Origin of the sequence: Lysobacter sp. TY2-98, assembly GCF_003367355.1 — a bacterium.
GTDB lineage: Bacteria > Pseudomonadota > Gammaproteobacteria > Xanthomonadales > Xanthomonadaceae > Cognatilysobacter.
The window spans coordinates 1,101,399-1,125,891 of the sequence record NZ_CP031413.1 but is presented as its reverse complement, the minus strand read 5'-3'; the positions used below and the strand labels follow the sequence as shown (position 1 = coordinate 1,125,891).

Genomic DNA, 24,493 nt, shown 5'->3' with positions numbered 1-24,493 from the left:
ATTTCCGTCACATCTCGCTCGCCAAAAAAGGTGGGAACGTCACGCGGAAAGTCGCGCCGCCGCGGTTGTTGTTCTCGGCACGGATCGACCCGCCATGCGCTTCCGCGATCGAACGCGAGATTGATAGGCCGAGCCCCATGCCGTGCGGCTTGCTGCTGTAGAACGAGTCGAACAGATGGTCGAGGCGGGACTCGGGAATGCCACCGCCCGCATCCGACACCTGGAATTGCACCTGCCCGCTGTCGAGCGGACGAACGTCGAGCAGCACCGGCGGCCGGGATGCGCTGAGGTCACCCGATACGAAGCGTGCTTCGACTGCATCCATCGCATTGATCAGCAGATTGAGCAGCATCTGCTGCAGGTACAGGCTGTCGCCGTGCAGCATCGCGGTCCCACTGGACGTGGTGACTTCCACCGGAATGCCGCGACCGCGCACGTCGGGCGCAAGCAGTTGCACGGTCTCGCGTGCAAGCGCGTTCGCGTCGATGGGTACGAAACTGATCTTGCGTTGCCGCGCGAGCGTGCGCACGTTGCGGATCACACCACCCGCACGCAAACCGTCGCGACGGATGTCGCGCAGGATCTGCCGGATGTCTTCGAGCGGCGGCGACGGACGCTCGAGCAGGATTTCCGCGGCGTCGGTATTGCTGAGAATCGCGCCGAGGGGCTGGTTGATTTCGTGTGCGATCGACGCCGTGAGTTCACCGACGACGGCGAGTCGCGGCGCACCGCCCGCATCGTCGCGTCGCGTATGCGGCGACACGCGGCCGGCCATCCACACGCGCCAAAGGCTGGCGCCCAACGCGAGCGCCGCGGGAAGCGAAATCACCGAAGCGATGAAGCGTGCACGGTCGTACGTTGCATGCGACCAGGCGGCGATGATCAGCACCGCGATCGCGAACGCCACGCAGGCCATGCCGAGCCACGCGCTACGCGCTCCGCCCGGATCCACCGGACGCCGCAGATGCAGCACCGCGCCGACGACGAGCCAGGCGAGCAGCAAGACCAGCGCAGTGATCGCTTCGATCATCGTGACCGTCCTTGTACGCGCGGGCGACGACGGGATTCCTTCCCGCGCCGAGCATCGTCCGCAAAGTACGGGAGCGTACGCGCATCCGTCGAAGCTGAATACGGGCCTTTCGGGCAATGCGCCAGTGCCGCAGCGGGTTATGCGACCCATTGCTCGAAGCATGCCGACGCCGTACCGGTTTATTGCGGTTTCGTCGCAAAGAAGAAGGGCGCCGTCTGTCGACGACGCCCTTCCGATATCACCCTCACCCCGGAAATCAGCGACCGTCGTGGTCGGCGTCGCCCGGCAGGATGCGTTCGACGCCGTGCCAGGCGTCCTTCACCGCGCCCTTGGCGTCGGTCCATGCGAGGCGCGACGTGCCCTTGGCGGCATCCCAGCCGCGCTCCAGCTCGCTTTCGGTCGACGCGTCCCACGTCCTGTTCGGCGACTGGCTGCGCGCGTACGTGCCGTAGCGGTACGCCGGCTTGTAGTCGTCGAAGCTGTAGCCGGACTTGTAGTAATCGGCCTGGTTGAAGCGGTTCTCGTAGTAGCGGTCCGTGGCGTCGTAGGTCTTGTAGGTGCGGTCGCTGCGGTCCCAGGCGTCGCGCACCGCGTCGCGGGCGTTGTCCCACGCCAGGCGCGATTCGCCCTTGGCGTTGTCCCAGCCCGACTGCAGGCGGCTTTCGGCGCGATCCCACGCCTCGGTACGGTTTTCGGTGCGCGCCTCGGCGCCGTAACGGTAGGCCGGCGCGTAGTCGCGCTGGTAGTCGAGGTTCTTGTCGTAGTACGGGCGCGTCGTCGCATCGCGGCTCCACGCTTCCACTTCGCCGGTCGGGTCGACGCGCTCGGCGGCACCGTGGCCGACGGCTGCACCAGCCACCGTGCCGATCGCGCCGCCGACAAGCGTGCCGATCGGGCCGAACGCACTGCCGATCGCCGCGCCGACCGCCGCGCCGCCGACGCCGCCGACGCCGGTACCGACCGGGTGCGAGCCCGGCGCGCCCGTGATCGGATCGCGATTCATATCGGTGGTGTCGTTGGTGTTCTTCGCCATGGGTCAAGCTCCTTGCGGGGGGAATACCGACTCTCGCGTCCGGCACGTGTAGCGCCGGTTCAAGCGGCCGCACTCGAGCATTTGGCGTTCAGCCCGCGTCCACAGGCACAATTCGGACTGCCGCATGGACTGACGCAATGACCGAATTCATCCCGCCCGGAACGCGATTCGTCGACCTTCCCTCGCCCTTCCAGACCCGTCGCGACGGCGCGCTTTACGGCGCCCGCATCGCCTACGAAACCTGGGGAACGCTGGACGCCGACGCGGGCAACGCGATCCTGATCGTGACCGGCCTGTCGCCGGACGCGCATGCGGCGTCGACCGAGGCCGACCCCTCGCCCGGCTGGTGGGAAGCGATGCTCGGCCCGGGCAAGCCGATCGACACCGAGCGCTGGTTCGTCATCTGCGTGAACACGCTGGGCAGCTGCAAAGGTTCGACCGGCCCCGCGTCGATCAATCCGTCGACCGGCGATCTCTACCGGCTCGATTTTCCGCCGCTCTCGATCGAAGACTGCGCCGATGCCGCCGCGCACGTCGCGCGCGCGCTCGGCATCGAACGCCTCGCCTGCGTGGTCGGCAACTCGATGGGCGGCATGGTCGCGCTCGCGTTCCTGCTGCGGCATCCGGGCCTTGCGCGCAACCACATCAACATCTCCGGCGCGGCGCGCGCGCTGCCGTTCTCCATCGCGATCCGCTCGCTGCAGCGCGAAGCGATCCGACTCGATCCCAACTGGAACCACGGGCAATACGACGACGCGACCTACCCCGAATCCGGCATGCGCATGGCGCGCAAACTGGGCGTCATCACCTATCGCTCCGCACTCGAATGGGATGGCCGTTTTGGCCGCGTGCGCCTGGATTCCGATCGCCAGGACGATGACCCGTTCGGTCTCGAATTCGAAGTCGAAAGCTATCTCGAAGCGCACGCGCGCCGGTTCGTGCGCCGGTTCGATCCGAACTGCTACCTCTACCTCAGCCGCGCGATGGACTGGTTCGACATCGGCGACTGCTGCGACGACCCGCGAACGGACACGCGTTCGGCGCTCGCCTCCATCCGCCTCGAGAAGGCGCTCGTGATCGGCGTGCACACCGACATCCTGTTCCCGTTGCAGCAGCAGGAAGAAATCGGGGAGGGTTTGTCCGCGGGCGGCGTCGACGCACGCTTCCTGCCGCTGGAATCGCCTCAGGGGCACGACGCGTTCCTGGTGGATTTCGACCGTTTTGGGCCGGCCGTCCGCAGTTTCCTCGACGCTTTGGAGCCGGCCACCAACGGGGCGGCTAGAATCCGGGCATGAACGACGCTGACCTGCCCGACATCCCCTTCCCCGGCCACGACAAGATGATCGCGGCGCTCGATGCGGCGGTCTGCGCAGGCGATTCGCAGGCGGTGACGCGCGCGGTGCGGCAGACGCTCTGCGACATGATCCGCGACCGCGACGTCCATCTGCCGGCCTGCGTCTACGAACCGATCACCGATCACTACGCGCGTCGCGAGCTGTATCGCAGCCCGACGCACGGCTACAGCGTGGTCGCGATGACGTGGGGCCCGGGCCAGGGCACGCCGGTGCACGACCATTCGGGCCTGTGGTGCGTCGAAGGTGTGTGGGATGGCGAGCTCGAGATCACGCAGTACGAATTGCTCGAGCATGACGGCGAGCGCTTCCGCTTCCGTCCCGCAGGCGGCATCCAGGCCGGTCCGGGCAGCGCCGGCAGCCTGATCCCGCCACACGAGTACCACACCATCCGCAACGCCAGCGACGATCGCGTCGCCGTGTCGCTGCACATCTACAAGGCGGAGATGCAGTGCTGCTCGATGTTCGCGCCGCAGGGCGAGGCCGAGTGGTACGAACGCGCCGACCGCACGCTCAAGACCGACGAGGCCGCCTGAGCGTGTGGCATGACTTCCTGCTCGCGTCGCTGCACCACCTGCTGGTGGTCGGCCTGATCGCGATGCTGGCCGGGCAGATGACGCTTCTGCGCGGCACACCCGATGCCCTCACGCTGCAGCGTCTCGGCAAGCTCGACCGCGGCTACGGCAGCACCGCCGGCCTGCTGCTCGTCGTCGGCCTGCTGCGTGTCTTCCACGGCATCAAGGGCGAAGACTTCTACCTGCACAACCCGTGGTTCCACGCCAAGCTCGGCGCGTTCCTCCTTGCCGCGGTGATCTCGATCGCGCCGACCGTCGCGTACACGCGCTGGCGAAAGGCGCTTCGGGACGACGCGTCGTGGCGCCCCGACGCGGCCACGTGGTCGCGCGCAGGCGTGCTCGTGCGCGTGCAGCTCGGCCTCGTGCTCGTCATCGTCGTCGCCGCTGCCGGCATGGCCCGTTACGGCGGCCTGTGACAGCCGGCTATACTTCGCGACCGCGCCGGAATGGCGGAATCGGTAGACGCAGCGGACTCAAAATCCGCCGGCCTTAAAACCGTGTGGGTTCGAGTCCCACTTCCGGCACCAAACGAACGAAAGGGTCAGGCTTCGCGGCTTGGCCCTTTTGTTTTTCCCGCAGCACGGCGGGCTCGCCGATGTATGCCGTCGCGGGCACGACGACCTCGTCCCCACGCCGCGCGTGAAGACATGCGCTGACGGCGACTGCCCGCCATGCGGTCCACCACGAGCGCGTCCCAACAGGCGCGCCGGATGCCCCTCGGGACAATGTCCAGCAGCGGGCGGCGCTGCGATCCTCGACCACGCCGCAAAGGATGCGGCGCTGCGCCCGGCCTTCCCCACCTGCCGGGAACGAGGATCGACATGTTCAACCCCAAGGCCGAACTGGGCACCGTCCAGGCGCTGCTCGACCGTCTCGTCAAATATCGCCTGCCACGCCTCAGCGATATCAAGCAGCGCGTGGACGCCGGCGAGAAGCTCTCCGAGACCGACATCGACTTCCTGCGTAGTTCGCTCCAAGACGCACAGGAAACGTCACGCCACATCGTGCGGCATCCGGAACTGCAGGCGCTCGGCTCGCGCGTCAGTGCGCTGTACGCGGAGATCATCAAGACCGCGACGGAGAACGAGACACGCGGATGAGCGCGGTGCCGGCCACGATGCAGGCAAAGCCCGCACTGCGCGCCGACATCGTCGCAGGCCTCACCACCGCGGCGGTGGTGATTCCAAAGGCCATGGCCTACGCGACGATCGCGGGCCTGCCGATCGAAGTCGGCCTGTACACCGCGTTCGTCCCGATGATCGTCTACGCGTGGCTGGGCACGTCGCGGCCCCTGTCGGTGAGCACCACCACGACGATCGCGATCCTAGCCGGCGCCGAACTCGCGCGGGTCGTCCCCGACGCGACTCCGGGTGCATTGCTCACCGCCACCGCGATGCTCACGCTGCTCGTCGGCGTGTTCCTGCTGCTGGCGGGCATCTTGCGGTTGGGCTTCGTCGCCGACTTCATCTCGACGCCGGTGCTGGTCGGCTTCAAGGCGGGCATCGGCGTCGTGATCGTGCTCGATCAGCTGCCCAAGATCCTGGGCATCCACTTCGACAAGGGGTCGCTGCCGCACAACGTCGTCGAGATCGTGCGGGGGCTCGGACATGTGTCGTGGCCGACGGTCGCGGTGGGCGTCGGCACGATCGCCTTGCTGGCCGCCATCGAACGGTTCCGGCCGCGCTGGCCTGCACCGCTGGTCGCGATTGCGGTGGCGATCGCGGGTGCCGGACTGATGAACTGGCAGGCCTATGGCATCGAACTCGTCGGCACGGTGCCGCAGCGCCTGCCCGCGCTGACGATGCCGACGTGGTCGCTCGCGGCGGTGCTCTGGCCCGCCGCCGCCGGCATCGCGCTGATGAGCTTCACCGAGACCATCGCGGTCGGACGCGCCTTCCAGGCGAACGACGAGCCACTTCCGGTCGCCAATCGCGAACTGGTGGCCACCGGGTTCGGCAACGTGGCGGGCGCGTTCTTCGGCGCGATGCCGTCCGGCGGCGGCATGTCGCAGACGGCGGTGAATCGTCGCTCCGGTGCACGCACGCAACTCTCGTGCGTCGTCACCGCCGCCACGGCGGTCGTCACCATGCTCGTGCTCGCTCCGCTGATCGGGCTGCTGCCTCAGGCGTCGCTGGCGGGTGTCGTCATCGTCTACTCGATCGGCCTGGTGAGTCCGGCCGATTTCATCGACATCGTCCGCATCCGCCGCACCGAGGCGATCTGGGCGCTCGTCGCATTCGCGGGCGTGATGCTGCTGGGCACGCTGAAAGGCATCCTCGTCGCGATCGTCGTATCGCTGGTCGCGCTTGCGCAGCAGTCCGCCGACCCGCCGGTTCGAGTGCTGGTTCGCAAGCGCGGCACGAACGTGTTCCGCCCGCAGAGCGACGAGAACGCGGATGACGAGCAGTTCCCCGGACTGCTGATCCTGCGTCCGGAAGGCCGGCTGTTCTTCCTCAACGCCGAGCGCGTCGCCGAGCGCATCCGGCCGCTGATCGCAGCAGCAAATCCGCGCTACGTCGTGCTCGATCTCTCCGCCGTGTTCGATCTCGAATACTCGGCGCTCAAGGCGCTGATCGACGCCGAGCAGCGCTCGCGCAGCGCCGGCGTGCGGCTCGCCCTGGCAGGACTGACGCCCGACGTCCTCGAAGCCGTGCGTCGCTCGCCACTCGACGAACACATCGGTCACCAGCACATGTACTTCAACGTGGAAACCGCGGTCGCACGGCTGCAGGACGAGCTCGCCACGGCGCCGCCGCACTCGCTGCCCCAGGAGGCTCCGACATGAAAGACAACGCCATGCACGACGACGACGACGACGGCCGCCGGCACGACGACGACGGCGGGAAGAGCGCCAAGAATGGGAAGAACGGGAAGAACGGAAAGTCGCGCAGGCCGGAGTTCGCCGAGCCCACGCGCGCGAAGCTGTCTCGCAAGGAATACGAATCCGCGCTCGAGCCGTTGCAGGAGGAACTCGTCAAGCTGCAGCAGTGGGTGGTCGCGAAGGAGAAGAAGGTCTGCGTCGTGCTCGAAGGCCGCGACACTGCCGGTAAAGGCGGCACGATCAAGGCGATTACCGAGCGCGTGAGTCCCCGCATCTTCCGCGTGGTCGCGCTGCCCACGCCGACCGAGCGCGAGAAGACGCAGATGTACATGCAGCGCTACGTCCCGCATTTCCCGTCCGGCGGGGAGATCGTGATCTTCGATCGCAGCTGGTACAACCGGGCGGGCGTGGAGCGCGTGATGGGTTTCGCGACAGAAGCGCAGGTGAACCGCTTCCTCGCCACCACGCCGGCCATCGAAAAGACGATGGTGGCGTCCGGCATTTACCTGCTGAAGTACTGGCTGGAAGTGTCCGAAGAAGAGCAGATCCAGCGATTGGAATCGCGCGCGACCGACGGCCGCAAGAGCTGGAAGTTGTCGCCGATGGATCTCAAGTCGTACAGCCGCTGGTACGACTACTCGCGTGCCCGCGACGCGATGTTCGAAGCCACCGACACCGAACACGCGCCGTGGTACGTCGCCAATACCGACGACAAGCGCCGCGGCCGGCTGAACATCATCCGCCACCTGCTCGAGCACATCCCGTACGAGGAGATCGAACGCGAGCGCGTGCATTTCCCGAAGCGGCAGAAGCGCGGCGACTACGTCGAATCCAAACATCCGCTGCGCTACATCGAGCAGCGCTACTGACGGTATCCGGCCGCCCATCGGCTTGGGGGCCGAGTGCACTTGTCAATTATTTCGACGTTGAAATAATCCGGCGATGGCCAACGCGCGCGCCCGTCGCCCCGGTCGACGCCCCGTCGAAGACGACGCCGACCTGCGTGGTCGCCTGGTCGACGCAGCCCTCGCCGCGTACGCGGCCACCGGCGTCCGCGCCACGACCAATCGCGCGATCGCCCGCAGCGCCGGCGTGAATCCCGCACTGGTGAACTACTACTTCGGCGACCGCCTCACGGATGCGGTCGTCGAGGAACGCATCCTGCCCGCGCTGGGCGAACTGCTCGCCGCAATGGGCCACCCGCCCGAAGCGCCACTCGCGCTCGCCACGCGCTTCGTCGATGCAGTGTCCGCGGTGATCGCGCAGCACCCGTGGCTGCCTCCCTTGTGGATGCGCGAAGTGCTGGTCGAAGGCGGCGCGTTCCGGCACGTCGTGCTCGACCGCGTGGGCGCCGTGCCGCGCGCGGTTGCCTCACGACTCGCCGAGTCACAGCGCGCCGGCCAGCTCGATGGCGACCTCGACCCGCGACTGGTCGTCGTTTCGCTCGTCGGCCTCACGCTGTTCACCGCCGCCAGCGCGCCGATCTGGCGCCACCTGTTCGCAGCTGACGACCTCGACGTCAGCGTCCTGCGTCGCCACGCGCATGCGTTGCTCGCCCACGGACTCGCGCCGCCCGGAGCCCTTCGATGAAGACGCTCGTCCGTCTCGCCTGTGTGGCCGCCCTCGCGTCGGCGGGCTGCTCGCACGACAACGACATCGCACTCGGGACGCTCGAGTACGACCGCGTCACCCTGCCCGCCCCGCTGTCCGAGCCCATCATCGCGATCAACGTGCGCGAAGGTCAGCACGTCACCGCCGGCCAGGTGCTGCTGCGGTTCGACGCGCAGCGCAGTCGCGCGCAGGTCGAAGCATCGGTGGCGGACACCGAACGCCAGCGTGCCGCATTGTCGGAGCTCGAGACCGGGCCGCGCCGCGAGCAGATCGACCAGGCGCGATCCCGGCTCGCGACCGCCGAAGCGCAGGTGCGTGACGCCACCGCCTACGTCGCGCGCCTCGGCCCGCTGTTGCGCCGTCACTTCATTACGCCCGCCGACTACGACCAAGCCGTGGCCGCACGCGATTCGGCGATGGGCGCCGCCGACGCCGCGCGCGCCGCGCTCGACGAGCTGTTGCACGGCACGCGCATCGAGCAGATCGCACAGGGCGAAGCGGCGGTCGCTGCGGCCAACGCGCAGGTCGCCGGGCAACGCGTCACCCTGCAACGCCTGGACGTCACTGCGCCGCGCGCCGGCATCGTCGACAGCCTGCCCTTCAAGCTCGGGGACCAGCCCGCTGCGGGTGCGACCACGGCGGTGCTGCTCACGGGCGACGCGCCCTACGCGCGCATCTATGTGCCCGCGCACCTGCGCAACCATATGAGCGTCGGCACGCGCGTCACCGCCTATGTCGAAGGCAGGCCGCCGATTTCCGGCCGCGTGCGCATGATCCGCAACGAACCCGTGTTCACGCCCTACTACGCACTGGTCGGCGACGACGCCGCACGCCTGAGCTGGCTCGCCGAGGTGACGCTGGACACGAAACCCGCGACCGGTCTCGCCGCGGGCCTTCCGGTGCGCGTGCGCGTCGATGAATGACGACAGCGCCGTCGCGATCCGCACGCGTGGCCTTACGCGCTGCTTCGGCGACCTCGTCGCCGTGGACCATGTTGACCTCGACGTGCCGCGTGGCCGCGTCTACGGCTTTCTAGGGCCGAACGGCTCCGGCAAATCGACGACCATCCGCATGCTCTGCGGCCTGCTGACGCCCACGTCGGGCGACATCGACGTGCTGGGGCTGAAGATTCCGGCCGAAGCCGACGCACTGCGCAAGCGCATCGGCTACATGACGCAGCGCTTCTCGCTGTTCGAGGACCTGTCGATCCGCGAGAACCTCGAATTCATGGCTGCGATCCAGGGGCTTGCGCGGGATCGCGCAGCATCGCGTGTCGATGATCTGCTGCATCGCTACCGCCTCGCTGACCGCGAACGCCAGCTCGCAGGCACGCTCAGCGGTGGACAGAAGCAACGCCTCGCACTGGCCGCCGCCGTCGTGCACGAGCCGGAGCTGCTGTTCCTCGACGAACCGACGAGCGCCGTGGATCCAGAATCGCGCCGCGACTTCTGGGACGCGTTGTTCGACCTCGCCGACCGCGGCACCACGCTGCTCGTCTCGACGCACTACATGGACGAGGCCGAGCGCTGCCACCGCCTCGCCATTCTCGACCATGGTGCGCTCGTGGCCGACGGCACGCCCGAAGACCTCGCCGCCAAGCTCGACGGCCGCACGTTCGTGGTCGAAGCGGACGACACCCGCACGGTGCGAAGCGCGCTCGACGGGCGCGCCGGCGTGCTCAGCGCCGCGCAGATCGGCCACGTGCTGCGCGTGTTGACGCGTACGCCGGGGGATGCGTCGAGTCTCGACAGCGCACTACGCGAGGCAGGCATCGACGGCCGCGTGCAACCCGTTGCGCCGAATCTCGAAGACGTGTTCGTCGCCGCGACTCGCGACCGCAAGCGCGACCGGGCGCCCGCATGAACCTGCGCCGCCTTTTCGCGATCGTCCTCAAGGAACTGCGTCAACTGCGGCGCGACCGCATCACGCTGGCGATGATCGCCGGCATTCCGATCCTGCAGCTGGTGCTGTTCGGCTACGCCATCAACCTCAACCTGCGCGGCCTGGCGACGGGCGTCTGCGACCAGTCGCATACCTCGGCGGCACGCACGCTGGTGATGGACATGGTCGCAACCGGCGTCGTCGCACCCACGCGTGTCGTGTCGACGCCCGACGAACTCATGACACTGCTGCGACGCGGCGACATCGACGTCGGCATCGTCGTCCCGCCCGATTTCGAGCGCCGCCGCAGTGAACATCGCGAAGCCGTGCAGGTGCTGGTCGACGGCAGCGACACCGCGGTGCAGGCCGCCGCCGCGCAGCTCGCGCAGATGCCGCTGGACGAGGCACAACGCAGTACGTTGCCGACCGAGATGCCGATCGGCGTCGTCGCGTTCTACAACCCGGAGCGGCGTTCGGCGGTCAACATCGTGCCCGGACTCGTGGGCGTGATTCTGACGATGACGATGGTGCTGTTCACCGGCGTCGCCATCGTGCGCGAACGCGAGCGCGGCAACATGGAGCTGCTGATCGCGACACCGCTGTCGCGCAGCGAGCTGATGGTCGGCAAGGTGCTGCCCTATGCGGCGATCGGCCTGATCCAGACCACGTTCGTGCTCGCGCTGGGCGTCTGGTTGTTCCGCGTACCGGTACGCGGCAGCCTGCTCGACGTCTACGTTGCCGCGATGTTGCTGATCCTCGCGAACCTCGCGCTCGGCCTGCTCATCTCGACGCGTGCGCGTTCGCAGTTCCAGGCGATGCAGATGACGTTCTTCGTCTTCCTGCCATCGATCCTGCTGTCGGGCTTCATGTTCCCGTTCTCGGGCATGCCGCGCGTGGTCCAGTGGATCGCCGAAGTGTTGCCGCTGACGCATTTCATGCGCCTGATTCGCGGCGTGATGCTGCGCGGCGCGACACTCGTCGAGCTCTGGCCCGACGCCGTCGCGCTCGTGGCTTTCACCGCTGTGATGATGAGCGTCGCGATCCTGCGCTTCCGGCGCCAGCTCGACTGACGTGGTGCGCTACGGCGCCGGCGGTCCGCCTTGCTCGTCGATATGACCGGCGGCGGCGAGTTGCTCGGGGACATGCGCCTGGTCGAAGGCGACGATGCGCTCGACGAACGCTTCGGGGCTCGCGGCGGGCCGAGGGGTCGCCGCGGTGCCGCACGCGCGAATGATGCGGATCGACTTCATGCCGTCGCGCGTATCGCCGTCGTCGCCTGTCCGCATGCCCGTCTCGCGCCTGCGCCGCGTCATGCGGCAGCCCGACCGTAAAGGCGCGCCGGTCAAGGCAGGGTGCAGGCCTCAGACGATGGCATGACCGGTCGCGAGGCGAATGAGCTGCTCGCCGGTGTCACGACGCACGACGGCGTACGACTGGCGATCGATGTCGGCGAGCACTCGATGCCAGACCGGGTCATCGAGCGGACAGTCGACATCGAAGCGCGCCACCAGCGTGAGCGGGCCGTGCCGCCCCTGGGCGTCGCGCGAAGCCACGAGGCAGTCGGGAACGAGCACGAACGCGCCGTCCGGTCGACGATAGGCCTTGAACTCCACGCCGCCTCCCTGTCGCGCAATGCGACGCAGCAGCACCTTCAATCGAACTTACGCGGCTGCCGTTACCACCGCGCAACCGCTCGTCGGCATTCAGTGAGGCTGGCGTGACGGCGCGGGCCACGGCCACCAGCCCCGTCCGGTCGCCGCAAAGCGGTCCGCGGCGCGCTCGAAGCGGTTGCGGACCCCGATGCCGCCGCAGGCGAGATAGACCGGGAGGAACAGCGGACCGAGCACGAGGTACTGATAGACGTGGGCGCGCTCGTGCAGCGCCAGCGACACCGCGGGCTCCGCGCCCCAGCCCGCCGCGTGCGCGTAGGTGGCGCAGGCGACGTCGAGGTCGTCGCCGGTGTGCAGGATGACGTTGCCGATCGTGATCGCCCCGCCCGGCCCCCACGGCCAGCGGTGGAACACGCAGGCGAGATCGCGACGACGCAGTCGCGGACGTGCGCCGAAGGCCACGCCGACCGCGCCCAACAGCAGCCCCACGAGCGTGTTCGGCAATGCCCACAACATGCCGAGCGCGACCGCTGCGGCCGGGAGTGGCGCAGGGTCGACCGCGTTGGTCGGCGCAGCGGCGCGATGTGGCGCACGCACGCCCTCGGCGGTCTTCACCAGACGCGTCATCGCACGATCAGCTGCCCTCTTCGGGCATGACCAGCCAGGCGATGAGATAGACGAGGATGCCCGGGAACGCCGCGGACATCACCGAGACCAGCACGTAGATCACGCGCAGCAGCGTCGAATTCCAACCGTAGTGGCGCGCGATGCCGCCGATTACGCCGGCGATCATTCGGTCGTGACGCGAGCGGAAGAGTCCCGTAGTCGCCATCGTGCATCCCTCGTGGATGCGCCGAGTCTAGCCCGCGCCCGTGAGCGCGTCGTGGCCAATTACCAGCGCGAGGGGCGCGTCAGCGGCGGCGCTTCGCGCTGGCGATCGTAGGCGCGCAGGTCGTCGCGGATCTGCGCGATGCGCTGACGGCCGATCGAATTGCGCTGCTCGTCGAGCACGACCGCATCGAGCAGTTCGGCCATGCGCTGCGCGGTCGGCAGCATGGTGTCCCACGCGTCCAGCGCGGCGACCGGCGCCGGCAGCGTCAGGAAGAACGCGATCGCGGGCGTCTTCAGTTCCTGGATGTTCGCCATGTCGAAGCTGCCGGGCTTCATGATGTTGGCGACGCTGAAGACCGGGCCGCGCTCGGGATGGCCTTCGACCAGGCGATGGAACACGCCCATGTGGCCGAACACGAGACCCGCGCGCTCGGCGGCGACGACGATGTCCGAACCGCTCAGCAGCTGACCCGCGCGTGCGGCCAGATAGAGCGTCACGATCTTGTCGAACTCGTCCGTCGTGCGCTTGCCGAGATCATCCTTCGACGACGCGGCGGCGCGAGGTTCGAGGTCCAGCGATTCCTGCGTCGGCTCGACCGACGCGTCGTCCGCACCGAGTTCGGCCGCCAGCTGCTCGCCCAGCGTCGGCTCCATGCGACGGCCATCGCCATCGCGCGGCACGCGACGCCCCTGCCCCGGCCTTTTCGGTCGACCGAAGAAGATGATCGCGGCAACCAGCACCACGCCGGCAACGAGAATCCAGATCCGCAGCATCGCCATGTCGGACATGCAGGTGCTCCGTGGTCGGTCAGGCGGCGCCGGCGAGGCGCGCGGCTTCGGCGAGGTCGACGGACACGAGTCGGCTGACGCCCGGCTCGCGCATGGTGACGCCCATGAGCTGTTTCGCCGCTTCCATCGTGACCTTGTTGTGGGTGACGAACAGGAACTGTACCTGCTCGCTCATCTCGTTGACCATCGCCGTGAAACGGCCGACGTTCGCCTCGTCGAGCGGCGCGTCGACCTCGTCCAGCAGGCAGAACGGCGCGGGATTCAGGCGGAAGATCGCGAATACCAGCGCGACCGCCGTCATCGCCTTCTCACCGCCGGAGAGCAGCGAGATGTTCGACACGCGCTTGCCTGGCGGGCGCGCCATGATCGAGACGCCGGTGTCGAGCAGGTCTTCGCCGGTGAGTTCCAGATAGGCGTGGCCGCCGCCGAACAGGCGCGGATACAGCTCCTGGATGCCCGAGTTGACGCGGTCGAAGGTGTCCTTGAAACGGCCGCGCGTCTCGCGGTCGATCTTGCGGATCGCCTCTTCCAGCGTTTCCAGCGCGGTGGTGAGGTCGGTGTTCTGCGCATCGAGGTAGTCCTTGCGCTGCGCGGCCTCCGCGTGTTCGGCGATCGCCGCGAGGTTGACCGGTTCGAGTCGACGCAGCTTCTGGTCGAGCTCGGCGACCGTGCGTTCCCACGCCTGCGGTTCCATGTCGTCGGTGAGCGTCGCCGTGACTTCCTCGAGCGAGAAGCCCGCTTCGACGATGCCCTCCGACAACTGTTCCGCCTTCAGCGCGAGCGCCTGAAGTTCGAGGCGACGCTGGCCGATGGCCTCGCGCTGCTGCAGCGACTGCTCGTCGCGCTGCTGGCGGATCAGCTCGTGCCCGCGCAGCTCGTGGTCGATGCTGTCCACCGCCGTGCGCGCGGCGGTGAGCTTCTGCTCGGCGAGCACGCGCTGTTCGAGCGCGACCTGGCGCTGCTCCTCGAGGTCACGCACCGGCGCGTCGCCGTCGGCGAGCTGCTCGGCGAGTTCGCCGAGGCGCGAGTCGAGCTGGCCGCGCTGGCCACTCATGCGATCCAGCGCCTGGGTCAGGCCGGCGAGCTGCGCGCGCTGCGATTCGACGGTCAGCGCCAATGCATGCGCGGCATCGCGCGCTTCGCGGGCGGCGTTGCGGGCAGCGTCGCGCGTTTCAATGATGCGGCGGCGGTCGTTCTCGAGCTCGATGCGCACGTCCTCGAGCTCGGACATGCGGACAATCGCGTCTTCCTGGTTGCTGCGCGCCAAACGCGACTGTTCGCGTGCGGACTCCAGCGTTTCAGTGAGCTGCGCCAGTTCGGCTTCGATGCGCTCGGTGCGCACGCGCGCGGCGTCGACCTTGCCCTGCTGGCTCTGCAACTGACCGCTGAGCTCGCTGACCGAGCGGTGCGCCATGTACAGCGAGCGCTGGGCGTCTTCGCGATGCTGCTCGGCGACGAGCAGCTGGTCGCGCAGTTCGACCAGCAGCGCTTCCAGCTCGCGCTCGCGCGCGACCAGCGATTCGATTTCGGTCCGCAGCGACTGGATCTCGCGCTCGCGCGTGAGCGCTCCCTGCGTCGCCGAACTTGCGCGCACCACCTGCACCCAGCCGGTGCCGAGGCGTTCGCCGCTGCGGGTGATGACGACATCGCCGGCGGGCAGCGTCTGCAACAGACGCAGACCGGCGTCGACATCCTCGGCGCCGTGCACGCGCGCGAGCATGGTGCGGATCGCCGTCGGGCCTTCGACATGCGCCGCCAGCGATGTGTTCGGCACGGTCGCGCCACCGCGATCGTTGCCAACCAGAGCGAGGCGACCCTCGGCGAGACCCCCGAGATCGTTCGCGAGACTTTCCGGACGTTCGACCAGCACGCCTTCGATCAGCTGACCCAGCGCGATCTCGACCGCGGTTTCCCAACCGTCGTTCACGCGCAGCGCTTCGCCGACGCGATCGGCGTCGTGCAAGCCATGCGCGCGCAGCCAGTCCATCGCGCGGCCCTGCTCCTGGCCGAGCGCCGCCGCCTGCAGCGCTTCGAGACCGGACAGTCGCCCGCGCGCCGCCTGCGCCTGCTTGCGCACGTCGGCAAGCTGCGTCTGTGTTTCGCGCTGGCGCTCCTGCAACGCGGTCAGCGCTTCCTTGCGGCTTTCGAGTTCGCCGCTCAGCGTGTCGACCGACAGCTTCTGCGTTTCGAGCTGTTCGACGATCGCCGAGGCCGATTCCGCGAGCGCATCGACGTCGAGGCTGGCGCGTTCCCCGGCCAGCGCTTCGCGACGACGTTCGGCGTCGAGCGCCATGCGATCGAGGCCTTCGATGCGCGTGCGTTCGACATCCGCGCTGCGCGAGGCTTCCGACTGCGAGCGTGCATGGGCGTCCCAGCGCTGCTGCAGGTCGGCCAGCTTGGTCTCGGCATCACGCAAGGCGTCGTTGCGGCCGACTTCTTCATCGCGCAGGGCTTCCAGGCGCGGCTCGTCGGTTTCGAGCGCGTTGCGCAACGCATCGAGGCGCGCCTGGTCACTGCCGATATGGTTTGCGATTTCCGACAGCTGCGCGAGTGCTTCGTCGCGCGCGCGCTGCAGGCGCGACGACATCTCGCGCTGGTGCTGGATCTGCTGTTCGACGCGAGCGAGCGCGCCGCTCACTTCGTAACTCTCCGCCTGCGCGCGCGACAGGTGCTCGGCGGCTTCTTCGCGCTTGACGCGGCCTTCCTCGAGCAGGCGCTCGGCTTCGCGCTGCTCCGCGATCAGCTGCTGCAGGCGCGTTTCCTGCTGCGACAACTTCTCGCGCTGGCTCTGCACCTTGCGGTCGAGCGCACGGAACTCGAGCGCCTTCCATTCGGCGTCGCGGATCTTCCGCTCCGCCTGGATCGCCTGGTACTGCTCCGCCTGTTTCGCCTGCCGCGCAAGATGCTGCAGCTGCTTGCCGACTTCCTCGCGCAGGTCGTTGAGGCGGTCGAGGTTCTCGCGCGTGTGGCGGATGCGCGTTTCCGTCTCCTTGCGGCGCTCCTTGTACTTGGAGATGCCGGCGGCTTCTTCGAGGTAGATGCGCAGGTCTTCGGGCCGCGCCTCGATGACCTGGCTGATCATGCCCTGCTCGATGATCGAGTAGCTGCGTGCGCCGAGGCCGGTGCCGAGGAACAGATCGGTGATGTCGCGACGCCGGCACTTGGTGCCGTTGAGGTAGTACTGGCTCTGGCCGTCGCGCGAGACCACGCGCTTGACGGAGATCTCGTTGAACGCCGCGTACTCGCCGGTGATCGTGTGGTCGCTGTTGTCGAAGATCAGCTCGACCATCGCCTGCGACACCGGCTTGCGTGCGGACGAGCCGGCGAAGATGACGTCGGTGAGCGAGTCGCCGCGCAGGCGGCTGGCCGAGCTTTCACCCATGACCCAGCGCACGGCGTCGATGATGTTCGACTTGCCGCAGCCGTTGGGGCCGACGACGCCGGTCATGTTGCCGGACAGATGGAGCGTGGTCGGGTCGACGAAGGACTTGAAGCCCGACAGCTTGATCGTGGAAAGACGCATTCGGCGAAGCGGCCTCTGGCGTGAATCGGGCGCGCGAAAAGCCGTGCGCCGACGCGGCCCGCGAGTATAGCGGCGTGAAAGCGGGTGACCGGAAGCCCGGCGGGGGACCGCCGCATGCATGGGGGGCACGAAACCTGCATGATCGAACGCATGGTTTTCGGAGCACCCGCCGGTCCACCCCTCACCGAGCGACTGCCCGACCCGGCGGGCGGTGCGCCCCTGCACGTCCATCGCGACGCCCACGTCTGGACCTGGGCCGCCGCCGTGGCCATCGCGGGCGAACTGCGCCGGGACCTGGAACTGCATGCGCGCTGCCGCCTGCTCGTCTCGCCGAGCGACACCATCGCCCCGGTTTTTCGCGCGCTTTCGCGCGCACCCCTGGAGTGGGAACGCGTCGATGTCGGTCTGATCGACGAGCGCTGGCTGCAGCCCGATGACCCCGACAGCCATGCCGCCGCGCTGCGCCGGCACCTGCTCGTCGACCATGCCGCGGTCGCGCGACTGGAACCGCTCACCCTGGCGGGGCGCCGGCTCGAAGACGCCGTCGCGATCGCCAACGCGCATGCACGCCAGCTGCCCAACGTGCTCGTGCTGACCATGGGCAATGATGGCCACGTCGCCGCCCTCTTCCCGGACTCGCCGGACTACCCGCGAGCGCTGGCGTCGAAGCAGGACTACATCAGCCTCGACGCTTCCTTCAGTCCGGACGCCGGGCCGTGGACGCGCCGCATCACCGCGACCCCGCTGGGGCTGTCGCGCGGCCTGTCCCGCATCCTTCTATTGCGTGGCGAAGTGCAGCTGCGCCATTACGAGGTCGCTGCCGCGGCGACCGACCCGGCGACCTCGCCCTTAGCCGCTGTCCGCCTCGCGGGCGGCGAGCCGCTGCAGGTCCACTGGTGCCCCTGACGGCACGTCCGTGCCGCGGCAGGACAGCGGGACTCAGCGCGATCGGATTTCCGAGGGTGTGTGCGCCTCGATCGACAACGCGTGGATGTCGGTGGTCATGAGATCCCCCAAGGCCGCATAGACGGCCCGGTGCCGGGCCAGTGGCCCCTGGCCGGCGAAGCGGTCGCTGACGAGCGCGACCTTGAAATGCCCGCGCCCGTCACGCGCGCCGGCGTGGCCCGCGTGCTTGTGGCTTTCATCGACCACCTCGATCGCGTGCGGAGCGAACGCCGCTTCGAGGGCGGAGCGGATCGCGGCGGGTCGCTCCGCCGGCTTCACGGCAGGACCTTGCGGAACGGGCGGACGTCGACCGAGGCGTAGACACCGGCTTCGACGTAGGGGTCGGCCTTGGCCCAGTCGCGCGCGGCCTCGAGCGATTCGAATTCCGCGACGATCAGGCTGCCGCTGAAACCGGCCGGGCCCGGATCCTCGGCGTCGATGGCCGGGCACGGACCGGCCAGCAGCAGACGGCCGGCGTCGCGCAGAGCGTTGAGGCGCTCGAGGTGGCGCGGGCGGGCCTCAAGCCGGCGCTGCAGCACGTCCTGCCCATCGCGTGCGTCGATCACGTACCACATGGCCACGTCCTCCCGGGAAAGCGGCGATTCTATCGATCGCGGCCCGCTCGGCTGGACAGCGTCGCGCGCGGCCCGTAGGCTTGTGCCATCCGTCGACCTGCCCAGCAGGCGACAGCCGCGGCGGAGCCCCCGCTCCCACGCCCGGCCTACCCGATCGCGAACCCGCCGCCCCGAGTCCGGAGCGCGTCGCCCCGCATCGTTTTCGCAGTCCGCAACACCGAAGGGCCGCCCGGCCCGTTCCGCAGTGTGCTGTGCCCAGGCCCGGAGGGGCCGGTCCCGAATGACCGACGATCTCGCGCCGCAGGCGACCGAGGACAATCCGCCAGAACCGGCATCGCCGGCCCGCCCTCAGCAGCAGGAAATGCCGCTGGCGGTGGTGCATGGCCAGCCCGTTCTGCAGATCCCGCAGGATCTGTACATCCCGCCGGACGCGCTCGAAGTCATCCTGGAAGCGTTCGAAGGCCCGCTCGATCTGCTGCTCTACCTGATCCGCCGGCAGAATCTCGACATCCTCGACATCCCGGTCGCGGACATCACCAAGCAGTACGTCGAGTACATCGGCGCGATGCACGAAATGCGCTTCGAGCTCGCCGCCGACTACCTGGTCATGGCCGCGATGCTGGCCGAGATCAAGTCGCGCATGCTGTTGCCGCGCGTGACCAACGAGGAAGGCGAGGAAGAGGATCCGCGTGCGGAACTCGTCCGCCGCCTGCAGGAATACGAGCGCTTCAAGAAGGCGGCGGAGGATATCGACGCCCTGCCCCGTCTGGAGCGCGACACGGGCATCGTGCAGGCGCACGTGCCGGATCGCGCGTCGGTGCGCCTGCCGCCGCCGGTCGATCTGAAGGAGATGCTGCTGGCGCTGCGCGACGTGCTCAAGCGCGCCGAGCTGTTCACCCAGCACGCGATCAAGCGCGACGCGCTGAGCGTGCGACAGCGCATGGGCGAACTGCTCGAGCGCCTCGCCGACGGCGGTTTCCATCGTTTCGAATCGCTGTTCGATCCGGTGGAAGGCAAGCTTGGCGTCGTCGTGACGTTCCTCGGCATGCTCACGCTCGCCAAGGAACAGCTCGTCGAGATCGTGCAGGACGAAGCGCTGGCGCCGATCTACGTGAAGTCGCTGGCGATCATGAAGGATGCGTCCGAGATCGAACTGTCCAGCGAGTTCGACACCGACGCGGCGAACGACGGCGCATGACGCACGACGTCCTCGCGCTGACGAATCACGGCGACGCTCCGGCGCGCCACGGGAATACGAAGGCTTCCGCCTTCGCGAGCCAAACGGATCATCGATGGACCAGACGCTGATCAACCGCATCGTCGAAGCCGCGCTGCTGGCGACCAGCCAGCCGCTGTCGCTGGCGCAGCTTCGCGAACTGTTTCCCGAGGACCAGCCCGCCGCGCCGGGCGCGATCGAAGCGGCGATCGAGCACTTGCAGGCCGACAGCGCGAATCGCGGCGTCGAACTGGTCGAGGTCGCTTCGGGCTTCCGCTTCCAGGTGCAGGCCGACGTGCATCCCTGGGTCGCGCGCCTCTGGACCGAGCGGCAGACGCGCTACACGCGCGCCACGCTGGAAACGCTCGCGCTCATCGCCTACCGCCAGCCGATCACGCGCGGCGAGATCGAGCAGGTGCGCGGCGTCACCGTCAGCAGCAACATCATCAAGGCGCTGGAAGAACGCGAGTGGATCCGCGTCGTAGGCCATCGCGACGTCCCCGGCCGCCCGGCGCTGTTCGGCACGACCAAGGGGTTCCTCGACTATTTCGGCCTCAAGCGTCTCGATGAGCTGCCGCCCCTGTCCGAACTCAAGGACATCGGTGAACTCGAGCCGCAGCTGCAGTTCGACGATGCCGCGGGTGTCGCGCCGCCGATCGCGGTGGCGGGCATGGGCGACGAAGCCGCCGCGGACGACGATGCGTCGGACACGAGCCACGTCGACGACGCCGCGAACGACGACGCGTCCGATGACGCCGACGTCGCGAACGAAGCGCCCGTCGACACCGCCGAAGCGGACGACGAGGACAATGGCGACAGCGATGCGGACGACGACGGCGACGACCTCGACTTCCGCAGTGAACGCCCGATCCAGTTCGACGACAGCGATGTCGACGACGACGAGGACGAAAACCAGATTTCCGACGCGGCCGAAGCCGACGTCGATCCCGAAGCCGCGCCGGGTGAGCGCGCGGTAGACGAGAACGATCACGAGCAAGACAACGCCGTCGAGACGACGACCGTTCCCGATATGACGACCGCATCGAGCGATGCGGCGGAGTCGAATGACAATGAGTGAAGAAAAAGGCCGCAAGTTGACCCTGCGGCGTGAACAGACGGCGGCGCCCGCGCCCCGTCTCGAGGAGCGCCTGCACAAGGTGCTCGCGCAGGCCGGACTCGGCTCGCGCCGTGCGCTGGAACAGCGCATCGCCGACGGTCTGGTCAAGATCAACGGTGAAGTCGCGCAGGTCGGCCAGAGTGTCGGCACAGGCGACAAGATCGACATAGACGGCCGCCAGTTCGTGGCGACCGCGCTGACCGAGCCGCCGCGCGTGCTGATGTACAACAAGCCCGAAGGCGAAGTGACCACGCGCGAAGATCCCGAAGGTCGCCCGACGATCTTCGAAGCGCTGCCGCCGCTCAAGGGCGCGCGCTGGATCGCGATCGGTCGCCTCGACATCAATACGACCGGCCTTCTGCTGCTCACCACCGACGGCGAGCTGGCGAATGCGCTGATGCATCCGTCGAAGGAAGTCGAACGCGAATACGTCTGCCGCGTGCGCGCACCGGAGGGCGAGGAAACCGTGTCGGACGCGATCATCGAGCGCCTCGCGAAGGGCGTGCAGCTTGACGACGGCCCGGCGAAGTTCGACGAGATCGAACGCATCGGCGGTAGCGAGTCGCATGACTGGTTCCGCGTCGTGGTGAAGGAAGGCCGTAACCGCGAAGTGCGTCGTCTGTGGGAGTCGCAGGGCTGCCAGGTCAGCCGACTGAAGCGCGCGCGTTACGGCGGTATCGAACTGCCGCGCGAACTGCTGCGTGGCCAGTCGCAGGAACTTCCGACGGCACGCGTCGAACTGCTGCGCACGGACCTCGGTCTCGAGGACGGCACGCCGTCCGCGCTGACGCTGCAGCCCGTCATCGGCCAGCGTCGCGCCGGCAAGTCGACCATCCACCTCTCCGGCGAACGCAGCCAGAGCGGTTACGTCGGCGGTCACAACGCGGCCGACGAAGGCCGCGAGCTGCGTCGCTTCGATCACGTGCGCGAGGATCGCGGCCGCGGCCGCGGCGGCCCGCGCAAGCCGGGCGGCCTGACCGTCACCGGCGAAATGGCGGCCAAGCAGTCGCACAAGCCGTTCAAGCAGCGCGCGGACAAGGGCCCCAAGCCCCTGCCGGATGGCAACCCCGCCGCGTTCCGCACCTGGTACGTGCCGGACGGCGTGGATACCGGCCCCAGCGGACATCGCAATCCCGATTCGCGCGGTCGCAAGCCCTTCGGCGGCAAGCCGGGTGGCGCGCGTCCTGGCGCGGGCGGCCCGTCGGGCGGACGTCCTGGTGGTGGCGCACGGCCCGGTGGTGGCGGTCGTCCAGGCGGTGGCGGTTTCCGTGACGATCGCCCAGGCGGTGGTGGCTTCCGCGACGACCGCGCAGGCGGCGCTCCGTACGGCGGTGGTGGCGGTCGTCCGGGCGGGTCGCGCGATGATCGCGCGGGCGGCGGCGGTGGTCCTTACGGCACGGGCGGCGCGCGCAAGCCGGGCGGTCCGAAGCCGGGCGGCCAGCGCTCCCATCCGTACGGGCATCCGGGCAATGCGCCGAGCTTCCCCTCCGACCACGCGAACCCGGGCGCCGGCGGCTACGACCGTCCGCGCGGCCCGCGTCCGCAGCGCTCGGGTCCGCCCGGTGCTCGTGGTCCCGGCGGTCCGAGCGGTCCGGGCGGGCGTGGCCCAGGCGGTCGCGGTCCGGGTGGCCCGCGTGGTGGTGGTCGCCCGGGTGGCGGACGCGGCCCGCGGGGCTGAGACCCGCTAGCGAAAGAAAACGGCCGCCCTTGGGCGGCCGTTTTCGTTTCGTCTTGGGGGATGCATTGCTTCCGCCGCTGCGACGCCCGCGACCGCGTCGCGCGCCCCTCCCCGGATCAGTTCGTTGGAATCGCGAGGTTTTGCGCGGTCAACTCCGTCGCTGCGCCGCGCGGCGTCGAGGCGATGACGGCATCGCCCGGCATCGGTGCACCGTCGTAGAGATGCGCCCAGGTGCGGTCGAGCGCGGCGTAGACGTACGGCAGCAACGGCACGTAGTTCGCGCCCACCGGCGGCAGCTGCAGGAATGCATCGAAGTGCTGTGCGTTGCGCACCTGCCAGAAGCGCACGTCGCGCCCCGCCGCACGTGCGGCCTGCACGTAGGGCGCACTGGTGAACGCGACCGGGATCAGCCCGTCGCTGACGCCGTGCACGACCGTGATCGGAATGCCGGCGCGCGGCAGCGATGCATGCGTTTCGCGGATACCAGCGCGGACGCGGTCCGCGGCCTCGCCCTGTCCCGTCCACAGCTCGCGCAGGCAACGCAGCGCGTCGATCGGCTTCTGCTTCGGCGGCAGCAGCATGACGCCCGCACCCGGCGGGATGCCGCTGGCGTCGGCCCACCACGTCGCGCGTTCGATGTCGGTGGTGGGGCGCGGCGCACCGGATGCGTCGATGGCGGCGTAGGTGAAGCCGCACGGATGCGCGTTTGCGGCAAATCGACCGTAAGCCGACGCGTACGTCGCTGCGATCGACCTCCACAGGTCGAACGACACGCTCAACGCGCCGGAGCGCAGCGCTTCGTCGGTCCAGCCGCGTGCGTGCAGGCGGTCGTACGCGTTACGCGCGCGATCCGTATCCGTCGCGCCGTCGATCAGGCCTGCTTCCGCGAGTTCGCCGCACTTCGGGCCTGCGGTCGGCGGCAGGGGCATCTGCAGATGGCCGAGCGCGCAAGGCATGAGCAATGCGGCTTCGGTCGTGATGTCGTAAAGCGACGGCGCGTCGCCGGCGCTGATGTTGGGTTCCCCGGCGACGACCGCGTCCAGCCAATCGCCGTCGAGCTCGGCCGCGCGCAGCACTGCGCCGCCGCCGTTGGAAATCGCGACGGCGATGACCTTGGTGTTGTCGAAGCGGAACGGCGCCTGCTGCGGGAAGGCATCGTCGAGCACGCGCAAAGCGAACTCGGCGGCCTGCTTCACGTGCACGCCCCAGTCCTTCTCGGGGTTGTCGCCGGAATGCGCGTGCTTGAACGCGATGCCGTGCCCGGTTGCCGAGGTCGGCTGGAACGCTAGCGGCGCGGCGCCTGCGACTTGCACGGTTCCGTCCAGTGCAATGCCCTGCCCCGCATCGAGATCGAAGTAGTCCGTGCCGCCGCCCTTGTCGGTGTACGCGACTGCGCAACCCTTCGGCAGACCCCATGCGCCGGCGACGCTGATCGCGCCGTAGACACCGCGGGAACCTGAGGACGGCGCGACGACGATGCATCGCTTCGACGCATCGAAGTTGTCCGGCACCTGCACCGTCACGCGATGCGGCTGCGATGCACCGGGCACACGCGCGAATGTCGCGTACTCGCGGCCGGGCACGTTCGCGGTCGAGCCGTACAAGGTGCCGTACCCGCCGGCCGGCGTGAGGTCGGCAATACCGTGCCAGTTCGACCAGACCGCGCGGCGCCGCAGCTCGACCGGCGTCGGGTGCGCCGGATCGGCGAACACGGGCGCCGCGGCGCGCAGGCCGGAAAGCCCGAGGCCGGCGGTGAGCAGGTCGTCGCCATCGCGGTGCACGGTGACGCGGGGCGTGGCGAACGTGTCCATCCGGGCATCCTGGGGAAGACTGGCGCAGCCGCCAAGCGCAAGCGCGCCCGCGCACAGCAGCGTGGCGAGGGATCGGGTCGTGTTCATTCGACCAC

General features: G+C 68.8%; 25 protein-coding genes and 1 tRNA gene. 15 read left to right on the top strand and 11 right to left on the bottom strand.

All coding sequences use genetic code 11. From position 1 onward, the window contains the following. Positions 1 to 7: 7 nt before the first annotated feature. Together DWG18_RS05350 and DWG18_RS05345 are read right to left on the bottom strand one after the other, a co-directional pair. Entirely contained in the window at positions 8 to 1,030 is a 1,023-nt protein-coding gene (locus DWG18_RS05350) for an ATP-binding protein (RefSeq protein WP_162823721.1), read from the bottom strand. A gap of 256 nt (positions 1,031 to 1,286) precedes the next feature. Then, positions 1,287 to 2,063, bottom strand: coding sequence for a hypothetical protein (locus DWG18_RS05345; RefSeq protein WP_115646076.1), 777 nt, complete (start codon positions 2,061 to 2,063; stop codon positions 1,287 to 1,289). A gap of 137 nt (positions 2,064 to 2,200) precedes the next feature. Here DWG18_RS05345 and DWG18_RS05340 point away from each other — a divergent pair, with 137 nt between their 5' ends. The 11 genes from DWG18_RS05340 to DWG18_RS05290 all read left to right on the top strand — a co-directional run bounded on the left by DWG18_RS05340 (position 2,201) and on the right by DWG18_RS05290 (position 11,373). After that, positions 2,201 to 3,358 carry a homoserine O-acetyltransferase gene (locus DWG18_RS05340; RefSeq protein ID WP_115646074.1) on the top strand — a complete coding sequence of 386 codons (1,158 nt, stop codon included), beginning with the start codon at positions 2,201 to 2,203 and terminating at the stop codon, positions 3,356 to 3,358. After that, a complete protein-coding gene (locus DWG18_RS05335) occupies positions 3,355 to 3,951 on the top strand; it encodes a cysteine dioxygenase family protein (protein ID WP_240318607.1) in 597 nt (198 codons plus the stop codon). Before DWG18_RS05340 ends, DWG18_RS05335 begins: the two co-directional genes overlap by 4 nt. Positions 3,952 to 3,953: 2 nt before the next feature. Further along, positions 3,954 to 4,406, top strand: coding sequence for a DUF2214 family protein (locus DWG18_RS05330; RefSeq protein ID WP_162823720.1), 453 nt, complete (start codon positions 3,954 to 3,956; stop codon positions 4,404 to 4,406). Between the two features lie 24 nt (positions 4,407 to 4,430). Next, positions 4,431 to 4,517 (top strand) — tRNA-Leu (locus DWG18_RS05325). Positions 4,518 to 4,811: 294 nt separating this feature from the next. Beyond that, positions 4,812 to 5,090: a hypothetical protein gene (locus DWG18_RS05320; RefSeq protein WP_115646071.1), complete on the top strand. Its 279-nt coding sequence runs from the start codon at positions 4,812 to 4,814 to the stop codon at positions 5,088 to 5,090. Further along, positions 5,087 to 6,775: a SulP family inorganic anion transporter gene (locus DWG18_RS05315; RefSeq protein WP_115646069.1), complete on the top strand. Its 1,689-nt coding sequence runs from the start codon at positions 5,087 to 5,089 to the stop codon at positions 6,773 to 6,775. The genes DWG18_RS05320 and DWG18_RS05315 overlap by 4 nt, the downstream gene beginning before the upstream one ends. Continuing rightward, positions 6,772 to 7,680, top strand: a complete 909-nt coding sequence (gene ppk2 / locus DWG18_RS05310; protein ID WP_205289399.1) for a polyphosphate kinase 2 — start codon at positions 6,772 to 6,774, stop codon at positions 7,678 to 7,680. The genes DWG18_RS05315 and ppk2 overlap by 4 nt, the downstream gene beginning before the upstream one ends. A gap of 73 nt (positions 7,681 to 7,753) precedes the next feature. Then, positions 7,754 to 8,401: a TetR/AcrR family transcriptional regulator gene (locus DWG18_RS05305; protein ID WP_115646066.1), complete on the top strand. Its 648-nt coding sequence runs from the start codon at positions 7,754 to 7,756 to the stop codon at positions 8,399 to 8,401. After that, positions 8,398 to 9,345, top strand: coding sequence for a biotin/lipoyl-binding protein (locus tag DWG18_RS05300; protein ID WP_115646064.1), 948 nt, complete (start codon positions 8,398 to 8,400; stop codon positions 9,343 to 9,345). Before DWG18_RS05305 ends, DWG18_RS05300 begins: the two co-directional genes overlap by 4 nt. A gap of 16 nt (positions 9,346 to 9,361) precedes the next feature. Next, on the top strand, positions 9,362 to 10,285 hold the full coding sequence (locus DWG18_RS05295) for an ABC transporter ATP-binding protein (protein ID WP_115648046.1): 924 nt from the start codon (positions 9,362 to 9,364) through the stop codon (positions 10,283 to 10,285). Beyond that, the gene (locus tag DWG18_RS05290) at positions 10,282 to 11,373 is read left to right on the top strand and encodes an ABC transporter permease (protein ID WP_115646062.1); all 1,092 of its coding nucleotides are present in this window, start codon (positions 10,282 to 10,284) and stop codon (positions 11,371 to 11,373) included. The genes DWG18_RS05295 and DWG18_RS05290 overlap by 4 nt, the downstream gene beginning before the upstream one ends. A gap of 9 nt (positions 11,374 to 11,382) precedes the next feature. Here the strand turns inward: DWG18_RS05290 and DWG18_RS05285 are convergent, their stop codons facing one another. The 6 genes from DWG18_RS05285 to smc form a co-directional block, all read right to left on the bottom strand. Next, on the bottom strand, positions 11,383 to 11,553 hold the full coding sequence (locus DWG18_RS05285) for a hypothetical protein (RefSeq protein ID WP_162823719.1): 171 nt from the start codon (positions 11,551 to 11,553) through the stop codon (positions 11,383 to 11,385). 111 nt (positions 11,554 to 11,664) lie between these two features. After that, positions 11,665 to 11,916, bottom strand: coding sequence for a hypothetical protein (locus DWG18_RS05280; RefSeq protein ID WP_162823718.1), 252 nt, complete (start codon positions 11,914 to 11,916; stop codon positions 11,665 to 11,667). 90 nt (positions 11,917 to 12,006) lie between these two features. After that, positions 12,007 to 12,429, bottom strand: a complete 423-nt coding sequence (locus tag DWG18_RS05275) for a hypothetical protein (RefSeq protein ID WP_115648045.1) — start codon at positions 12,427 to 12,429, stop codon at positions 12,007 to 12,009. A 118-nt stretch (positions 12,430 to 12,547) separates the two neighbouring features. Continuing rightward, positions 12,548 to 12,745, bottom strand: a complete 198-nt coding sequence (locus tag DWG18_RS05270; RefSeq protein WP_115646055.1) for a PspC domain-containing protein — start codon at positions 12,743 to 12,745, stop codon at positions 12,548 to 12,550. A 59-nt stretch (positions 12,746 to 12,804) separates the two neighbouring features. Then, positions 12,805 to 13,533 carry a cell division protein ZipA gene (gene zipA, locus DWG18_RS05265; protein WP_115646054.1) on the bottom strand — a complete coding sequence of 243 codons (729 nt, stop codon included), beginning with the start codon at positions 13,531 to 13,533 and terminating at the stop codon, positions 12,805 to 12,807. Between the two features lie 19 nt (positions 13,534 to 13,552). Then, a complete protein-coding gene (gene smc / locus DWG18_RS05260; protein WP_115646052.1) occupies positions 13,553 to 17,056 on the bottom strand; it encodes a chromosome segregation protein SMC in 3,504 nt (1,167 codons plus the stop codon). 138 nt (positions 17,057 to 17,194) lie between these two features. Between smc and DWG18_RS05255 the strand changes: the two genes are divergently transcribed. After that, on the top strand, positions 17,195 to 17,962 hold the full coding sequence (locus DWG18_RS05255) for a 6-phosphogluconolactonase (RefSeq protein ID WP_162823717.1): 768 nt from the start codon (positions 17,195 to 17,197) through the stop codon (positions 17,960 to 17,962). 33 nt (positions 17,963 to 17,995) lie between these two features. On the opposite strand, the gene DWG18_RS05250 is transcribed toward DWG18_RS05255, so the two are convergent. Together DWG18_RS05250 and DWG18_RS05245 are read right to left on the bottom strand one after the other, a co-directional pair. Further along, positions 17,996 to 18,280: a BolA family protein gene (locus DWG18_RS05250; RefSeq protein WP_240318606.1), complete on the bottom strand. Its 285-nt coding sequence runs from the start codon at positions 18,278 to 18,280 to the stop codon at positions 17,996 to 17,998. Then, positions 18,277 to 18,576, bottom strand: a complete 300-nt coding sequence (locus DWG18_RS05245) for a YciI family protein (protein ID WP_115646049.1) — start codon at positions 18,574 to 18,576, stop codon at positions 18,277 to 18,279. The genes DWG18_RS05250 and DWG18_RS05245 overlap by 4 nt, the downstream gene beginning before the upstream one ends. Before the next feature lie 280 nt (positions 18,577 to 18,856). Here DWG18_RS05245 and DWG18_RS05240 point away from each other — a divergent pair, with 280 nt between their 5' ends. The 3 genes from DWG18_RS05240 (at position 18,857) to rluB (ending at position 22,587) form a co-directional block, all read left to right on the top strand. Next, the gene (locus DWG18_RS05240) at positions 18,857 to 19,774 is read left to right on the top strand and encodes a ScpA family protein (RefSeq protein WP_115646048.1); all 918 of its coding nucleotides are present in this window, start codon (positions 18,857 to 18,859) and stop codon (positions 19,772 to 19,774) included. A gap of 94 nt (positions 19,775 to 19,868) precedes the next feature. Continuing rightward, a complete protein-coding gene (gene scpB / locus DWG18_RS05235; RefSeq protein WP_115646046.1) occupies positions 19,869 to 20,870 on the top strand; it encodes an SMC-Scp complex subunit ScpB in 1,002 nt (333 codons plus the stop codon). Beyond that, complete coding sequence (gene rluB / locus DWG18_RS05230) at positions 20,863 to 22,587, top strand: 23S rRNA pseudouridine(2605) synthase RluB (protein WP_115646044.1); 1,725 nt, start codon at positions 20,863 to 20,865, stop codon at positions 22,585 to 22,587. The genes scpB and rluB overlap by 8 nt, the downstream gene beginning before the upstream one ends. A 116-nt stretch (positions 22,588 to 22,703) precedes the next feature. On the opposite strand, the gene DWG18_RS05225 is transcribed toward rluB, so the two are convergent. Continuing rightward, the gene (locus DWG18_RS05225) at positions 22,704 to 24,485 is read right to left on the bottom strand and encodes a D-(-)-3-hydroxybutyrate oligomer hydrolase (RefSeq protein ID WP_240318605.1); all 1,782 of its coding nucleotides are present in this window, start codon (positions 24,483 to 24,485) and stop codon (positions 22,704 to 22,706) included. Between the last annotated feature and the right edge of the window lie 8 nt (positions 24,486 to 24,493).

Bases quoted from the DNA above. Each gene is read 5' to 3' on its own strand.
- DWG18_RS05350 (WP_162823721.1), bottom strand. From the start codon at position 1,030: ATGATCGAAGCGATCACTGCGCTGGTCTTGCTGCTCGCCTGGCTCGTC.
- DWG18_RS05345 (WP_115646076.1), bottom strand. From the start codon at position 2,063: ATGGCGAAGAACACCAACGACACCACCGATATGAATCGCGATCCGATC.
- DWG18_RS05340 (WP_115646074.1), top strand. From the start codon at position 2,201: ATGACCGAATTCATCCCGCCCGGAACGCGATTCGTCGACCTTCCCTCG.
- DWG18_RS05335 (WP_240318607.1), top strand. From the start codon at position 3,355: ATGAACGACGCTGACCTGCCCGACATCCCCTTCCCCGGCCACGACAAG.
- DWG18_RS05320 (WP_115646071.1), top strand. From the start codon at position 4,812: ATGTTCAACCCCAAGGCCGAACTGGGCACCGTCCAGGCGCTGCTCGAC.
- DWG18_RS05315 (WP_115646069.1), top strand. From the start codon at position 5,087: ATGAGCGCGGTGCCGGCCACGATGCAGGCAAAGCCCGCACTGCGCGCC.
- ppk2 (WP_205289399.1), top strand. From the start codon at position 6,772: ATGAAAGACAACGCCATGCACGACGACGACGACGACGGCCGCCGGCAC.
- DWG18_RS05305 (WP_115646066.1), top strand. From the start codon at position 7,754: ATGGCCAACGCGCGCGCCCGTCGCCCCGGTCGACGCCCCGTCGAAGAC.
- DWG18_RS05300 (WP_115646064.1), top strand. From the start codon at position 8,398: ATGAAGACGCTCGTCCGTCTCGCCTGTGTGGCCGCCCTCGCGTCGGCG.
- DWG18_RS05290 (WP_115646062.1), top strand. From the start codon at position 10,282: ATGAACCTGCGCCGCCTTTTCGCGATCGTCCTCAAGGAACTGCGTCAA.
- DWG18_RS05285 (WP_162823719.1), bottom strand. From the start codon at position 11,553: ATGAAGTCGATCCGCATCATTCGCGCGTGCGGCACCGCGGCGACCCCT.
- DWG18_RS05275 (WP_115648045.1), bottom strand. From the start codon at position 12,429: ATGTTGTGGGCATTGCCGAACACGCTCGTGGGGCTGCTGTTGGGCGCG.
- DWG18_RS05270 (WP_115646055.1), bottom strand. From the start codon at position 12,745: ATGGCGACTACGGGACTCTTCCGCTCGCGTCACGACCGAATGATCGCC.
- zipA (WP_115646054.1), bottom strand. From the start codon at position 13,533: ATGTCCGACATGGCGATGCTGCGGATCTGGATTCTCGTTGCCGGCGTG.
- smc (WP_115646052.1), bottom strand. From the start codon at position 17,056: ATGCGTCTTTCCACGATCAAGCTGTCGGGCTTCAAGTCCTTCGTCGAC.
- DWG18_RS05255 (WP_162823717.1), top strand. From the start codon at position 17,195: ATGATCGAACGCATGGTTTTCGGAGCACCCGCCGGTCCACCCCTCACC.
- DWG18_RS05245 (WP_115646049.1), bottom strand. From the start codon at position 18,576: ATGTGGTACGTGATCGACGCACGCGATGGGCAGGACGTGCTGCAGCGC.
- DWG18_RS05240 (WP_115646048.1), top strand. From the start codon at position 18,857: ATGACCGACGATCTCGCGCCGCAGGCGACCGAGGACAATCCGCCAGAA.
- scpB (WP_115646046.1), top strand. From the start codon at position 19,869: ATGGACCAGACGCTGATCAACCGCATCGTCGAAGCCGCGCTGCTGGCG.
- rluB (WP_115646044.1), top strand. From the start codon at position 20,863: ATGAGTGAAGAAAAAGGCCGCAAGTTGACCCTGCGGCGTGAACAGACG.
- DWG18_RS05225 (WP_240318605.1), bottom strand. From the start codon at position 24,485: ATGAACACGACCCGATCCCTCGCCACGCTGCTGTGCGCGGGCGCGCTT.